12 protein-coding genes are annotated in these 16,446 nt (G+C 42.4%); 5 read left to right on the top strand and 7 right to left on the bottom strand.

Annotated elements, in window-relative coordinates:
- Positions 1–88: 88 nt before the first annotated feature.
- The 5 genes from VLA57_RS10150 to VLA57_RS10130 form a co-directional block, all read right to left on the bottom strand.
- Positions 89–559: an acyl-CoA thioesterase gene (locus VLA57_RS10150; protein WP_133104291.1), complete on the bottom strand. Its 471-nt coding sequence runs from the start codon at positions 557–559 to the stop codon at positions 89–91.
- Positions 560–656: 97 nt separating this feature from the next.
- Entirely contained in the window at positions 657–2,351 is a 1,695-nt protein-coding gene (locus VLA57_RS10145; protein ID WP_133104290.1) for a fatty acid--CoA ligase, read from the bottom strand.
- Positions 2,352–2,399: 48 nt separating this feature from the next.
- Entirely contained in the window at positions 2,400–3,602 is a 1,203-nt protein-coding gene (locus VLA57_RS10140; protein WP_333954867.1) for a 3-oxoadipyl-CoA thiolase, read from the bottom strand.
- Positions 3,603–3,677: 75 nt separating this feature from the next.
- Positions 3,678–5,264, bottom strand: a complete 1,587-nt coding sequence (locus VLA57_RS10135) for a 3-hydroxyacyl-CoA dehydrogenase (protein ID WP_333954866.1) — start codon at positions 5,262–5,264, stop codon at positions 3,678–3,680.
- Positions 5,265–5,359: 95 nt separating this feature from the next.
- Positions 5,360–6,136, bottom strand: coding sequence for an enoyl-CoA hydratase (locus VLA57_RS10130; protein WP_133104287.1), 777 nt, complete (start codon positions 6,134–6,136; stop codon positions 5,360–5,362).
- 312 nt (positions 6,137–6,448) lie between these two features.
- Between VLA57_RS10130 and VLA57_RS10125 the strand changes: the two genes are divergently transcribed.
- The 4 genes from VLA57_RS10125 (at position 6,449) to VLA57_RS10110 (ending at position 12,138) form a co-directional block, all read left to right on the top strand.
- Positions 6,449–7,603, top strand: a complete 1,155-nt coding sequence (locus VLA57_RS10125) for an acyl-CoA dehydrogenase family protein (protein ID WP_133104286.1) — start codon at positions 6,449–6,451, stop codon at positions 7,601–7,603.
- A gap of 109 nt (positions 7,604–7,712) precedes the next feature.
- Positions 7,713–8,978: an MFS transporter gene (locus VLA57_RS10120; protein ID WP_020443429.1), complete on the top strand. Its 1,266-nt coding sequence runs from the start codon at positions 7,713–7,715 to the stop codon at positions 8,976–8,978.
- Between the two features lie 197 nt (positions 8,979–9,175).
- Positions 9,176–10,021, top strand: coding sequence for an IclR family transcriptional regulator (locus tag VLA57_RS10115; protein WP_011513564.1), 846 nt, complete (start codon positions 9,176–9,178; stop codon positions 10,019–10,021).
- Positions 10,022–10,461: 440 nt separating this feature from the next.
- Positions 10,462–12,138: a chromosome condensation regulator RCC1 gene (locus VLA57_RS10110; protein ID WP_133104285.1), complete on the top strand. Its 1,677-nt coding sequence runs from the start codon at positions 10,462–10,464 to the stop codon at positions 12,136–12,138.
- Between the two features lie 171 nt (positions 12,139–12,309).
- Here the strand turns inward: VLA57_RS10110 and VLA57_RS10105 are convergent, their stop codons facing one another.
- Positions 12,310–13,236: a bestrophin family protein gene (locus VLA57_RS10105; RefSeq protein ID WP_133104284.1), complete on the bottom strand. Its 927-nt coding sequence runs from the start codon at positions 13,234–13,236 to the stop codon at positions 12,310–12,312.
- Between the two features lie 281 nt (positions 13,237–13,517).
- Here VLA57_RS10105 and VLA57_RS10100 point away from each other — a divergent pair, with 281 nt between their 5' ends.
- On the top strand, positions 13,518–14,222 hold the full coding sequence (locus tag VLA57_RS10100; RefSeq protein WP_333954865.1) for a hypothetical protein: 705 nt from the start codon (positions 13,518–13,520) through the stop codon (positions 14,220–14,222).
- A gap of 106 nt (positions 14,223–14,328) precedes the next feature.
- On the opposite strand, the gene VLA57_RS10095 is transcribed toward VLA57_RS10100, so the two are convergent.
- On the bottom strand, positions 14,329–15,879 hold the full coding sequence (locus VLA57_RS10095) for an acetyl-CoA hydrolase/transferase family protein (RefSeq protein ID WP_133104282.1): 1,551 nt from the start codon (positions 15,877–15,879) through the stop codon (positions 14,329–14,331).
- Positions 15,880–16,446: the final 567 nt, after the last annotated feature.

Here is a 16,446-nt window from a genome sequence, read left to right as displayed (position 1 = left end):
AATTCCTTTAAATGCCTATCGCTACTGTATTTTGTTACTTCATAAATACCAGTACTATCTCCTTGTACAAAAACACATGTCTCTTACTTTATTGAACCCTTTCAAAATCGCTAATAGCGGCTTTTTTTGTGTCATCGATATTTTTCTTTTGTCCAGTGGCTTTATCAAGATATACCAGTACTGACTCACCGCTAGCAACGATAGTATTCATAGCGGTACTATAATAGGTGTACTCGTGAATCAAGCTGGCATTGCCAATTTTCTTAATTCGAACCCCAATCCATAAGGTGTCGGGGTAGATTACTGGTTTGAAATATTGACAGGATGATGCTGCCATGACGGAAAAAGTCTTTTCATTGAATAGATTTAACTGACTGTTATAGTGAATACGAGCGTTTTGGGCATAAGTGTAATAGACCACATTATTGACATGACCAAAAGAATCCATATCGCCCCACTCTACTTGTTGAGAGTAAATGACCGCAAAACCATGCATAGGATGGTTATTGTCTTTATTAAGCGTCTCTTGTATTTCTGGTAATTTTGCTAAAGCTTTCATAGTTATCTCGTCTAGTCGCGCCAATAAACATACCTATTCAAATTATCAGTAAGCTGCATTAACTGTTTTTTTGCAGTCACTAATAAAGATGTTTGGATCAGATTAATTTTTCTGCGTACATTATCCGCATTTTTTTCTTATCAAGCTTACCCACACTGGTCTTCGGCATTTCTACTAAGAATTTTATTTCACTTGGCACGCCATACTTTGGTAAATAGCCTTTTTCAACTGCTTGATGACCCAATGCTAAAATATCCTCAGCTTTAATATCGGTATGATCAGGTTTCAGGACCACTAACGCTAGAGGACGTTCGCCCCATTTTTCATCAGCTACTCCAATAACGGCCACTTCAGCAACGCAAGGATGGAATGATAAAATATTTTCGACTTCAAGCGAGGATACCCATTCGCCACCTGACTTGATGACATCTTTGAGCCTATCAGTAATTTTGAGAGTACCATCAGCGGTAATGCAGGCAATATCTTGGGTATGCATCCAGCCACCGCGCCATAACTCATCGCCAGCATCTGGATTCTTAAAATAGCTTTGGGTCAGCCAAGGCGCTCGAACGACGAGTTCGCCGGTCGACTCACCATCCATCGGTAAAGATTTGCCGTTCGCATCCCAAAGCTCCATCGATACCAGCATAATTGGTGAGCCAGAAAGACAACGATAATTGATCTGCTCTGTCGTCGTCATAGCACTTGTCTGATCGCCGAATGCCATTCTGGCAAGGACAGGACAAGACTCTGACATTCCAAACCCCGAGATAAACTCTATGCCACTTTCAATAGCGGCTTCAGCTAGAGCTTCGTTTAATTTGGAGCCCCCTACTGACAATTTAAGACCATTAAACTTGCGTCCTCGGGTGGCCATTTCTTTGATTAACATTTGTAAAATGGTTGGGACACCATGTGATAGCGTTACCTTATGCTGTTCAATCAAGTCAACCAATACTTCGGATACATAGCGCCCTGGATACACTTGTTTTAGCCCTATCATGGTTGCCCCATACGGCCAACACCAAGCATGCACATGAAATAATGGCGTCATCGGCATATAAACATCATTGTAGCGAGCACCTTGACCTTCAGCGCTAAGTGCAGAGGCCAGCGTACTTGATAGCGTCTGCAATACGATCTGTCGATGCGTAAAGAAAACCCCTTTTGGGTCACCCGTCGTACCACTGGTATAAAATGTAGTAGCGATGGTATTTTCATCAAAATCGGGAAAATCAAACTCATCACTGGCAGCGGCTAGCATTGCCTCATACTCACCTTCAACATAATCTGGCATGCTAGTTTGCTGAGCTTTTATAGTGTCTTCATCATACTCAGCATCATCCAGCCAAATAATTTTCTCAATAGAAGGAGCTTCATGACGATAGTTTTTAGCCATTGGCTCAAACTCAGCATTAAGTAACAAGGCTTTTGGTTTGGAATGGTTGATGGTATACAGCACTTTATCTTCAGCCAAGCGTACATTGACCGTTTGCAAAATCATTCCAGACATAGGCACAGCAAAGTACGCTTCAAGGTAACGATGACTGTCCCAATCCATAACAGCAACCACATCACCTGCTTGCAAACCCATGTTTTTAAGTACGTTTGCCAAGCGATTAACACGCTTAAAAAATTCAGCATATGTATAAGTAACCTTATCCGCATAACTAATGGTTTGATCTTTAGAGGCAATTTTTGCACGGTTTAGTAGCTGTTTGATAATCAAAGGAAAACCATAGGCTTCTTGAGCTTGCTGGTAATCCTCATGTTGGTTAAGTATCGTAGTCATTATGGTCATCCTTGAAATTAAAAATATATGGCAAAAGTATTGAAAAGGTTAGACTCGTTCAATCACCATGGCAAGCCCTTGCCCAATGCCAATGCATAAACTGACCACCGCGTATTTTTCGCCCGTACGCTGTAGCTCACGCGCCGTACTTAACGCCAGTCTTGCGCCTGATGCACCCAACGGATGACCGACGGCAATTGCTCCGCCGTTAGGGTTGACGCGTTTGTCATCAAAGTCAATCTCTAGACCTTTGAGGCAGCCGAGTACTTGCGAGGCAAACGCTTCATTAATTTCAATGATGGACATATCATCAAGGGTCAAATTTGCACGTTTCAATGCCAGTTTAATCGCCTCAACAGGGCCTACGCCCATAATATTAGGCTCAACACCCATAGCACCGGACGAAAGAATCTTAGCGATAGGCTTAAAGCCCAACTTTTCCTCTGCCTGCTTTGAGCCAATAATCAGTGCAGCTGCGCCATCATTGATACCTGACGCATTGCCTGCTGTGACGACACCTTCATTGTTTAAAGGCTTAAGTTTTTGCAGTGCTTCCACAGTAGAGCTGGCACGAGGATGCTCATCATCCAATATCGCTTTTTCTGGCAGTTTTTTACCTTGCGATACCATAATTGGCGTTATTTCATCATTGAAGAACCCAGCTTGTTTGGCGGCTTGGTACTTAGCTTGTGAGGCTGCTGCGAATTTGTCTGCTTCTTCTCGAGTGATACCGTATTTGCGAGCGACATTATCACCCGTTTGCGGCATGCTATCGCTACCAAACTGTTTTTCGATGATAGGATTGGGGAATCGGCTGCCAATGGTCGTATCAAATACTTTAAATTCACGACTAAAAGGCTGCTCGGTCTTAGCAAATACAAAGGGTGCGCGGGTCATTGACTCAACGCCACCTGCTAAAAATATATCCCCCTCATGACAAGTAATACTACGAGCCGCATCGATAATGGTCGATAGTCCTGAAGCGCATAAGCGATTGACGGTTTGACCGGGTGTTTTGACATCTAACCCTGCTAGCAGCGCAGCATTACGGGCGATATTGCGTGAGTCCTCACCAGCTTGATTGGTATTACCGATCAGCACTTCATCAAAGATATCATTAGGTAATTGATGCTTTTCGACCAAAGCTTTCATTACTGTCGCAATCATGTCATCAGGACGAACGGTGGCTAATGCGCCTCCATGGCGACCAAAAGGGCTTCTTAATCCGTCATAAATATAGGCATCTAACATAACTTTTCCTTGTTGTGTTTTGAGAGTTTGTCTTACTAAAATATATGGTTTAGCAAAATTGCTAGGTTGTTGGTATTAATAATTAGTTTGCTGAGTAAACAGTGAAACACCTAGGGTGGCGCGGCGTTGCAGCCATGGGCTAGGACGATAACGCGGATCACCCGTTAACCCATGAATACGCTCTAAGATAAGTAAAATACGCGAGGCACCAATCTCGTCTCCCCATGAGATAGGGCCATACGGATAACCCAATCCAATCTTAACGGCATTATCGATATCTTCAGGAGACGCAATACCTTGCATCGCAATATCACAGCCTAAGTTAATCACCATCGACACGACTCGCTGTCCTACAAAGCCCGTGCTTTCAGTAATTAACGTGGCATCGACACTAGCATTTGAGCCTTCATTCGAGCTTTTATCGAACTTATTATTTCTGCCAAATAGGGCATAAGCTTGCGCCACAAAGTTATCTTGGGTGACGATACTTGGCATCAACGTACGATGCTTGGATAAGTCAGTCAGCATATCAATGGCGACCGCTTGTTTAGGATTAACCTGATAGCGGATAGCCGCATTGGTTGTATCGTCGCCGTAGATTGCCAGCAATATCAAGCTGTCAGAATTTGGTTTCTCGTTATCGTCGATATTGATGTCGTTAGCGCTTAGATAAGCAACCAACTGTTTTTTATCTTCTGCTAAATCCGCCCCAATCCAAACTGAGAGGTTTGAGATATCGAAATCTGTCTTAAAAGGTAATTGTTTGGAAGGATCTACTGTTACTTTTTGACCATCTTGTTTTTTATTTTCTGTGTAGTGATAAAAGCCTTCACCGACTTTGCGGCCAAGCTTGTTACCCGTTAGCATTTGACGGGTCAAGGGATGCGGACGATAGCGGTCTTCATGATAGAACTGGTTATAAATCGACTCCATAACCGGATGAGAGACATCGATACCCGTAAGATCAAGCAGCTCGAATGGCCCCATGCGGAAGCCCGCGCCGTCACGTAAAATACGGTCGATGTCCTCAAAACTTGCAACTCCCTCGCCTAATATTTTTAAGGCTTCTGTACCGTAAGCTCTACCGCCATGATTGACGATAAATCCTGGGGTATCTTTTGCCACTACCCCTAAATGTCCCATGCGTTTGGCTAAAGACGTCAGCGTCTCAACCACTGAAGGTTTGGTAGAGATGCCCGGAATCACTTCAACGATTTTCATTAAGGGTACTGGATTAAAAAAGTGAAATCCTGCCACACGCTCTGGGTGCTCGCAATTAGAAGCAATCGCGGTCACCGCTAGCGAGGAGGTATTGGTTGCCAAAATCGTCTCGGCAGGAACAATGCTTTCTAACTGTTTAAAAAGCTGTTGTTTTATTTCTAAATTTTCAATAATTGCTTCAATAACGACATCAGCCTCGGCAATTTTGGCTATGTCTTCAATCACGGTCAGATTTTTCAAAGTAGATTGCAGCTGCTCATCGGTGAATTTACCTTTGGAGGCTAGTTTTTCGAGGGTAGCTTGAAGGGATTGGCGTCCTTGCTCGGCAGCGCCTGCTTTGGCATCAAATAAAAGCACTTGAATGCCTGCTTGGGCGGCGATTTGGGCAATACCCATACCCATAATACCGGTGCCGATAATGGCCAATGATTTAACAGTCATAATAATCCTTTATATGGTCTTGTTACTTTATGCGCTCTTGTTAAATAGTCTCGTTTTCAGGGTTGCTTAGCTATGTATCTATATGATTCAACAAGCTACTGTCCTTTATATTCAGCACGACGCTTTTCTAAGAAGGCTTTTGCCCCTTCTTTTTGGTCTTCAGTATCAAATAAAATCTGAAAGGCTTTACGTTCCAAAGCCAATGCGGCTTGTAGCGGCATGTCCACCCCGAGGTTGGCAACTTCTTTGATTTGGGTTAAGGCAATAGGCGAGTAACCCGCTAGTTTCTCCGCAATTTCGATAGCACGTTTGATAGTCGTTTCATCTTCGACTACTTCAGAGACTAGCCCCATTTGATCTGCTTCATCAGCGCTTATCATGTCGCCCGTTAATATCAGCTTCATGGCTTTATGTTTGCCAATTACGCGAAATAGCCGCTGCGTACCCCCTGCTCCTGGCATCAGCCCTATTTTTATTTCTGGTTGGCCAAACTTAGCAGACTTGCCAGCGACGATGATGTCGGCATGCATAGCAAGCTCACAGCCGCCGCCAAGGGCATAACCATTGACCGCTGCAATGATCGGCTTGCGACAATTGGTGATGGCATCCCAGTAGCGTTCGCTATGAGGCAAATACACATCGACTGTTTTCGCGGTTAAAAAATCATTGATATCAGCACCGGCTGCGAACACCTTATCGCCACCTGTCAGCACAATAGCCTTGGTTTGTGGGTCATCATTTAACTCGATAAAAATCTCTGCCATTTGTTCGCGTAGTTCAGTGTTTAGAGCATTGCGAACTTTAGGACGATTAAGCCTTATCACACTAACGCCATTTTCTTGTTGCTCACAAATAATGATTGGCTCTTCCATGATGCTATCCCTTAAACGGTGTCCTTAGGTAAAGTACATCAACCCTTAAAAACACCAGTAATTATGATAATTAATACCGCATAGCGATATTTAAGACCAATATATACTGTTTATTTTCCTTTGTGAAGGGTAAATCTCAGTTAAATTGAGAAATAAACCGACCATTTAAACTTTAATTTTTTAATAAATACCGCATTGCGGTTATTTAAACCAAAACTATTGTAATTTCATAAACTATCAATTATGCTGTTTGTTCAAGGCAATTATGAAGCCGCTATCAATTTGAATATCAATTAAACAAGGAAGAATCACATGATCAGAGATAAGGACGTTCTTAACCAAATCACCGACACTATCCGCCAATTTGTTAATAACCAATTAATACCGATGGAACACTGGGTAGCAGAAAATGACCGTCTTCCAGACGATATCATCAATCAAATGCGCGAGTTAGGGCTGTTTGGACTGACTATTCCCGAAGAGTATGGTGGGCTTGGCGTTACGATGGAAGAAGAGGTCACGCTGGCATTTGAACTAGGGCGCACCTCTCCTGCTTTTCGCTCATTGATAGGGACAAATAACGGTATTGGCTCATCTGGTCTAGTCATCGATGGTACTGAAGCGCAAAAACAGAAATATCTACCAAGGCTCGCCAGTGGTGAAATCATCGGCTCATTTTGTTTGACCGAGCCGGATTCTGGCTCAGATGCCGCTTCATTAAAGACCACTGCTATCAAGGACGGTGATACCTACATTATCAACGGTACTAAGCGCTATATTACCAACGCTCCTGAAGCCGGCGTGTTTACCGTGATGGCACGTACTGATCCACAAAATAAAAGATCGGGTGGTATTTCAGCCTTTATCGTTGAGAGTGATACCCCTGGTATTACTTTGGGCAAAATTGACAAAAAAATGGGGCAAAAAGGTGCTCATACCTGTGACGTCATCTTTGATAATTGTGTCGTGCCTGCTGATGCTTTGATTGGTGGTGTCGAAGGTGTAGGTTTCAAAACCGCGATGAAAGTACTCGATAAAGGGCGCCTACATATTGCTGCAGCGAGTACCGGAGCCGCGACTCGCATGTTGGATGATGCATTACATTATGCCGTTGAACGTAAGCAGTTTGGGCAGCCAATTGCCAATTTTCAGCTTATTCAAGCGATGCTCGCTGATTCAAAAGCAGAAATCTATGCGGCTAAATCTATGGTATTAGACGCCTCACGCCTGCGTGATGAAGGTAAAGATGTCGTCACTGAGTCCTCCTGTGCCAAGATGTTTGCCACTGAAATGTGTGGTCGCGTTGCTGATAGAGCCGTACAAATTCATGGCGGTGCGGGTTACATTGCCGATTATGGCATTGAGCGTTTTTATCGCGATGTGCGCTTGTATCGTTTATATGAAGGTACGACTCAGATTCAGCAGATTATCATCGCCCGTAATATGATTAAAGAAGTAAGTGAATAGTAGTTTGTTTGATGAGCTAGGCGATACCGGTATTTGCTAGGACGTGAATACCGTCATAAAGACACTATTAAAATAGTTTTTTATTCTCACAACGATAAGGATATGTATTGTGAAAAGTGCGGCTATAACTTCGAATCCAAGCTTAAATTCTACCCAGAAGCAACCTTGGAAACTGGCCTTTGTATTTTGTTTTTTAGTCTTGTTATGTGATGGGGCTGATATCGGTATTCTTGCCTTTACGCTTTCAAGTTTAAAACAAGAATTTGGATTGACCAATGTACAAGCAGGTGCTTTGGGCAGTTGGTCATTATTTGGCATGGCAATCGGTGGGTTCTTTGGCGGCTGGGCCTGTGATCGTTTTGGACGGGTACGGGTTATCGTGATTGCGACCGCACTCTTCTCTGTATTATCAGGTTTTAGTGGGTTTGCGCAGAGCTACGAACATTTTGTAGCATTACGATTCACCGCATGTTTGGGTCTTGGTAGCTTATACATTGCAACCAATACGTTGATGTCTGAGATGGTCCCTACTAAACATCGAACGACGGTGCTTGCGATGTTGATGACAGGGTTTACTTTAGGATCTCTCGTTATTACGAGCCTGTCTGCTTGGATTATTCCTAGCTATGGTTGGCGCACTCTATACCTCTTAACCTTTATACCTATTATTCTGGCAGTATTGATGTATTTTCTAGTGTCTGAGCCCCAGTCTTGGAAAGAGTCACGTGCCCTTAAACTTAGTGGCGCAAAGAACTCACTTCAAAAACCTGAAAACCCTTATAAAGCCATATTTGAGAATCCAAAGCATCGCATCATGTTTATTTTATGGTCTATGAGTTCAGGGCTTTTATTATTTGGTTATTTTGGCGTAAGCAACTGGTTACCATCTTATCTAGAAACTGAATTAGGTATCAAGTTTAAAGAGATGGCTATCTATATGGCAGGTACTTATCTGACTATGATGTTTGCCAAATTAGTCGCAGGTATCGTGGCTGATAAGATAGGTCGCAAGATAGTATTTGCTTTCGGTACGATGGGTACGGCACTATTTATACCGGTATTGGTCTACATGCATACGCCAGAAAACATCGGTTGGTTAATGATAACCTTTGGCTTCTTATATGGTATTCCTTATGCAATTAACGCCACCTATTTGACCGAAAGCTTTCCGACTGCTATTCGAGGTACTGCTATCGGTGGTGCTTTCAATATCGGACGACTGGGCTCAGTTATTGCGCCCGTCGCTATTGGTTATATGGCGATGCAAAATTCTATCGGCGCAGGTTTATTACTGATGGCAGGTGCGTACTTCTTATGTGGTCTTATTCCGACGTTGTTCATCAAAGAACAGCAGTATGACCCACAAAAAGCATAACATTATTCAATATATATACCGCATAGCGAAATAGCTTATAATAGCTGTGCCAAGTATTTTAAATGCACCTTTAAGATAGTATGGTTAAAGGTGCATACTATTATTAGCTCAAAGTAATTTATTCTGATAATAAAATACGATAAGCAGTATGTTGACCATTACATTTGTATTAACTTAATTGAGAATAAAAATAATATATGACAACTAAAAACCTTATTACTGAAGGCTCGGCTAACACAACACATATCGAACTGCTAGAGCCGATTGCAGAGATGCGCGATAAGAATGATCGGCAGTTCGTCACCGCTTTGGCGCGAGGGCTAGAGCTACTTCGTTGTTTTACCCCGCAGCGTCCTTATCTTGGTAATCAAGACTTAAGTCAATTAACAGGACTGCCTAAAGGCACGATTACGCGGCTTACTTATACTTTAGTTAAGCTCGGCTATTTAAAGCAATCAATAAATAGTAGTAAATATCAATTGTCTGCTGGTGTCTTAGGGTTTGGCTATACGATGATGGCGAACATCTCTATCAACAATCTAGTAACGCCATACATGGAAGAATTAGCAGAGTATGCAAATAGTGCGGTTGCCATGGCCACTCGCGATCGACTAACGATGGTATATTTGAATGTGGTGCAAGGTGATGGTACTACGACTATGCGCCGTAATGTCGGCTCATACTTGCCTATTCACTTAAGTTCGATGGGCAGAGCCTGTCTAGCAAGTATGCCGCAGGCTGAGCAAGAATTTATCCTTGATGCCATTCGCACCAAGTACAAAGAGGATTGGATAAAGATTAGAAGAGGACTGGATAAAGCTTTTAAAGACTATGAAGATTATGGCTATTGCTTTTCAATTAGCGAATGGCAAAAAGATGTCAATGCGGTTGCCACTGCTTTAATGCACCCTACTGAGGGCTTACTGACTTTTAATTGTGGCGCGCCAAATTTCGTTTTGAGCCGTACAAAACTAGAGGAAGATGTTGCCCCTCGTCTACTTCATATGAAAAATAGTATTGAGAGCAATCTTTACATTAGCTAGATCATGTCATTAATTATAGAGATCGCATAATTATTAACACTTTAAGTGAGTATGCGATTTTACCATTAACTCAGTATCATGGAAACATACATATAACGCAGTGGCACGATCCGCGCTTTTACCATACTTCCAGATAGTCGCTATCTTCACCACCATATCATAAAGTCTTATTAAAGCTCTCCTCGCTACAGCCCTATAAAAATACTGATAACAAATCCCTATAAGTACCACCTCATCTGTACGCCGCCATTATCATATTTGCTGCTTTGATCCATAACATAGCATATCTAATATACTGCCATTCTAATTTACATATTGATAATAGTTATCGTTTGTAATATTATTCGCTTAAATTATTACAGTCACTTTACTAAGTGCCCCTATCTTAGGATTGGCACCGCTACCCCTTTTATTTTTATTGATCACTGATTGAGACATTTATGCGTTTATCCACTCTGACCCAAGCAGTCGCTTTGATTACCGCTACTTTTATGTTGACTGCTTGCGGCGATGATTCTGATGTCAGCACAGAAATCATTGATGGGACACCGCCACTTTTGACAACGGATAGCAACTTTTCGAGTGGTTATAGCGCAGTTGCGGCCGTATTTGTCTCAGGTCAAGTGCAAGATAGCGGTGGCATAAAGTCTGTGACTTATACATTGAACGGTAAAGCACCTCAATCACTAACTATTGACACAAATGGTTATTTTAACGATCGCATCTTGTTAGATTTAGGCGAAAACAGCATTGCCTTAGCCGCCACTGACAATGCAGGTAACATCATGCGCTCAACCAAAAATATGTATCTGGGTGATACGGTGGCAGCTGGTGGCTCACATACCGCAGCCCTTCATGATGGGCAGCTCTATGGTTGGGGGCGTAATAACTATGGGCAAACAGGCACCGCATATATCTCGACATTCACTGATACTATGGGACATCCAGAGTTACCGACACTCATGAATAATGCCCCAAAAAACCTAATATCTATTAAATTTAATCAAAACCACTCACTTGCTATCGACGATAAAGGTCAAGTTTATAGCTGGGGTAATGATGCTTATGGACAATTAGGACGTGGTCGGTCAAATCGTCATTCTTGTGTTAAATCCGCTGATTGCCGTCTTGATATCAGCGCGATTGCCGGTATTAATAATGCGGTCATGCTAGCGGCTGGTTATAATCATAATTTGGTGTTGACCAAAGATGGCAGCATTTGGGCATTTGGCGCTAATGCTCAAGGGCAGCTCGGTAATAACACCGCTATAGACAGCAGCATACCAGTCAAAGTGGACTTTTCGGCGTCAGAGGGCGTCGGTCATATCATACAAGTCGTAGCCAGTAGCAGTAGCTCATATGCCTTAGATGATAAAGGTCAGGTATGGGGTTGGGGCAGCGACGCGAGCGCCAATCTTGGGCGCGGTCAAGGATGTGATAAAGCCAACAATTGCATCAATATTAATAATAAACCGTTACGTATCAATATCATTGCACATGATTCGGCTGATAGTACTGCTCAAAGGGTAGAAAAAGAAATAGTCACTCAGCTTGCTGCTGGTAAAGATCATGTTTTAGCACTGACCAACAAAGACTCTGTCTATGGTTGGGGGCTAAATACTAGCAGCCAAATAGGCTACAACGGAATTGGCTTTAAAAATACTGTCAACGCTTGGGCAAGCACCATAACTGCGCCAACCAAATTGCCTTGGTTTGCCGGTAAAGAGGTTCGCCGTGTCTACGCCAATGGCAATGCCAGCTATGTGCTGTTGGACAATGTTGCAGCAAATAATAGTAACACTCGAGCATCAGATGGCATCCTTTATGCTTGGGGCATGTTTGGTGAAACAGACGGCAAAGGCAAAACAAGTTATGAAAACTTAAATGAACCAACAAACAAGCTGACCAGCTTAAAAAACATCGATAATATGGCGATGGGTACAATGCATCTGATTGCACATGAAAAACCACTCAATCAAAACAATGGCATACCTTTTAAAAATGGCAATCTGTTTACGTGGGGCTGGAGCTTTGAGGGTTCATTAGGCAATGAAAACACCTCACATACTTGGATGTATAACTACCCTATCCCTGTAAAATTTCTCAGTCAGCTATAAGCAACTGTCCCTTAGCGGCGCTCATAAAAGCGATACACAATGACCTAGTACGTAAAAAGGGATCTTACTGAGCTTTTTAAAAGGTATTTAAGGCTAATAAGCAATCAAAGTGACATACAAACATAGAAAGACCGCTCCAATCGAGCGGTCTTTTTTTATATTACCCATTGTTTATGGCAAGTAGCCCTTTATAGGACTGATATCAGCTGGCAGATCAGTTTCACCCAGTGCTTCTAACAAATTGATTTCAATCGTGCGCGATAAAGCCGTTAATGGCAATTGATTGTCCGCCACGCCAAATGGTGATTCTAGCTCCTCACTCAGGGCATCTAGCCCAAAAAAGGTATAGGCAATAACCCCGCAGATGAAGGGCGTCACCCAGCCCAAAGAAGATACCAAACCAAACGGCAGCATAAAGCAATAAAGATAAGTCGTACGATGCACAAGCAAGGTATAAGCAAATGGCAGCGGCGTATTATGAATACGCTCACACGCTGCCAGTACCACCGTCATAGAGTTCAGACGCTCATCCATATTTTGTACCATCTGCTCTGATAGCAAATGCTGCTGTCGACAATATCCAAGCTCCTTACCCATCAAGCGCATCAGATAATCAGGCAGATTTTTTGCCTGCCGCATTTTGCTATGATATTTCGGATCAACAAAGCGCTCGATATCCTCCCAAGGCGAGGTGTTTCGCAGTCGATGACGCACCGCATGAGTAAAAGCAATACTCAGATGAATCAGACGGCGCTGAGTATCTCGCCCTATTGGATTGTCTTCGTCGATATAAGAGAGCGCTTGACGGCACAGGCTGCGCGCATCATAAACCAATTGTCCCCATAGCCCCCTTGCTTCCCACCAACGCTGATAGCTGGCATTATTACGAAAGCCCAAAAACAACGATAAGGCAATCCCAAGCAAGGTGAAAGGCGCAACGCTATAAGAAGAAAAAGAGCTTGGAAAGCCGTGCTGAATATTGGTAATAAGCGCACTGATAAGACCAATCAGCAAAATTTGAGGATATACTTTTGGAAGAATTGAGCCACGCAAGGTAAAGAATAGTTTGATGGCGCTTGGGTTTTGCTTGACGATCATATTGACTTCCTAACGCTGATACTTTTGCAGAGCGAAATGATAACAGACTCGCCATAATGAGGTACAAAAAGATGCTTATCATTGAACTGTGAATAAGTATTTATCGTAAAAATACACCACTATTTTTATCACCTTGTTGTGCAATAGATGTCTAACAAATCATTGGTTGTTATAGTGATGTAATGATAGCAAAGACAAAGGTAGATAGCAGATGCCATCGCACAAAAATTCGATTATAGTAGACATAGATATGCTCATATAAACAAAATAAGGAATAAATGATGAAAAAATTAGGATTATGCGCCGCAGTGGCACTGAGCTTGAGCGCATGTGCTGGCGGGATAAACGGTGGCACCATTGGCAATAACAACCAAAATACTATCGTCACTCAATATCCTGTTGAAGCAGCGATGCTCAACATTTATACCAAAGCTCGCAGTCAAAGCTTGGTAGCGACCGTCGGCAATCAAACTGCCTCAGCTGATATTACAATTACCCCAAAAGGTAGTATGGTATTCAATAATAAACAAGTACAAGCTGCCGAAGTAAATACTATTAATAAAGTAAATAATCAAATCACTGACCAATCTGTTGCCATCAATTACTTTACGTTAAATCCATTGGTCTTCCATGGTTATACTGATAGCTCAGGCAAATACTCATTAGCGACCCAGAGCACGACGCTTCCTAAACTGGCAACCGTTGGCTCCTCTAGTCAATTGATTGCAGAGGACGTATACGCCGATAGAAGTATGCGCAAAAAGATAGGTAGCTACAGACAAGGCTGGTCATTGACCAGAGACACCAACAACACTGCATGGTTTTGTGTCAACACCTCAGCCAATCTACTCGTCGCAAATGATCCCAATGGTGTCTCATCAGAATGCTATAAAATCAATGCGCGCGGTGATATCTTAGATAGCAAAGTGACGATTAGCCAACCGACAAACAACGGTACGAAAGCGATTGTATTTACCAGCCGTTAAATAATCGTCACTAAATCACTTAACGTTGCACAAAAAAGCGCCCCTTATTCATAAAATAAGGGGCGTTTTTTTGGAATTTATTTATGCTGTTATAATATCTATTATATTAAACGGCAATTTTATAAGCAGCTTTTTTGATACGCATATCACCCGTTTCAACATAACGCTGATGCCATGATAATGCTTCGTCCAAGATATGCGGCGTTTGCATACCAGCCGTATCTGAAGCACGATCAAAATAATCTTGCAGCATTGGGCGATAGTCAGGATGGGCACAGTTATCGATAATTGCTTTTGCACGTTGACGCGGCGATAAACCACGCAAATCTGCCAACCCTTGTTCGGTGACAATGACCATCACATCATGCTCAGTATGGTCGTGATGCGAGACCATCGGCGTGATACAAGAGATTGCGCCATCTTTTGCCACTGATGGCGATACAAAGAATGACGTATAAGCGTTACGAGCGAAATCACCTGAGCCGCCCAAGCCATTCATCATATTGGTGCCCATGACGTGGGTTGAGTTGACGTTACCATACAGGTCACATTCAATCATGGCATTAATGGCCAATACACCTAAGCGACGCGCAACTTCAGGATGGTTGGTGATTTCTTGTGGACGCAATACAATACGCGCACGCAGCTCTTCGATATTGGCATTAAAACGCTCTAGCGCATCTGGGCTTAATGACAGTGCAGTGGCAGATGCCATGGTCATTTTGCCAGACATAATTAGGTCTAACATACCGTCTTGCAATACTTCTGTGTAGCCGGTTAAATTCTCAAACGGGCTGTTTTGTAGTCCTGCCAATACGGCATTGGCTACGTTACCTACACCAGACTGGATCGGTAATAAATTTTCTGGCATGCGACCTTTTTTGACTTCATCATGGAAGAAATCAATGATATGACTGGCTATTTTGTTTGAACATTCATCAGGATCAGCAAACTTGCTGTTGCGATCAGGCGAGTTCGTTAGGACAACGCCAACCACTTTATCCAAGTCACAATGTAGATACGGCACACCAATGCGTCCGCCTGGGGTCACAAGTGGAATCGGCTTGCGGTTTGGCGGCATACCGATATCATTATAGACATCATGCATACCTTCTAACATCAAGCTTTGCTGCGCGTTCACTTCTAAGATGATTTTGTCTGCATTTTCTAACCAGGCATTGTTGTTACCGATAGAAGTCGATGGAATCAGGCGACCATCTGGCAAAATACCAGACACTTCAACGACCGCTATATGCATCTTGCCATAGAAACCGATGGTGCTCTGCTGCGCTACATGCGATAAATGCATATCGAAATAATGCGCTTCACCTGCGTTGATTTGTTTACGTAAAGCAGGCTCTGATTGATATGGCGTGCGCCACTTGATGCCGTTCGCTTCTGCCAATACGCCATCACATTCGGTTGCGGTAGAGGCACCGGTCAATAAACCAATTTGAAAGTCTTCACCGCGAGCATGAGCCGCTTCCATGTGTTTGGCAAGCGCAGCGGGTATAGCTTTTGGGTAACCTGCACCAGTAAAGCCACTCATACCGACATTCATGTCGTTTTTGATGAACGCTGCTGCTTGATCAGCAGACATGATTTTTTTGCTTAGACCGTCGTGAAGCACGCGACCTTCATGATTTAATGATGTCATACCTTTTTCCCTAGTAACTTCCATATTAAAATCAAACCACTTCGCGATGAAGCGTTTGATACGAAACCAACAATAAAATGCATTGCTGCATATTAGCAACTTTCCCGCAAAAAACAAGTTGAATGACTTAAATTTACCTGTGGAGATTTTATCTATTTCATATAAACTAACATTAGTTCGCTTTTTAATATCTTTTATATAGCGTTCTTTTCCTCTTTAAATTGCAGTCAAAGGCATTTTTCTTTATCTCAAAGAGATATGCTTACCGTAAGGTATGATGGTTAAAAATCCTTATTATTTATTTTTCTCAGATAGGTATCAACGCATTTAAAATACTATACTTTAAAATATAGATTTCGATATTTTTGATTAATAGAAAAATATTAACGATAATATTTCTGATTTTTTGTCTATAGACCCAAAAAAATTATAGTAAGATTATCAGTGTCATATTTTTAAAAGGACTCCACGCATGTTATATTTTAGAAACTGGAAAAATTTTTTAACTAAAGGTTATACTGATAAAAACTGGTGCTAAATTTGATATAAAAGCAGTTCATTATTAGC

The organism is Psychrobacter sp. S4(2024), from assembly GCF_036861305.1.
Lineage (GTDB): Bacteria > Pseudomonadota > Gammaproteobacteria > Pseudomonadales > Moraxellaceae > Psychrobacter > Psychrobacter cryohalolentis.
This window is presented reverse-complemented; position numbering and strand designations above follow the sequence as displayed.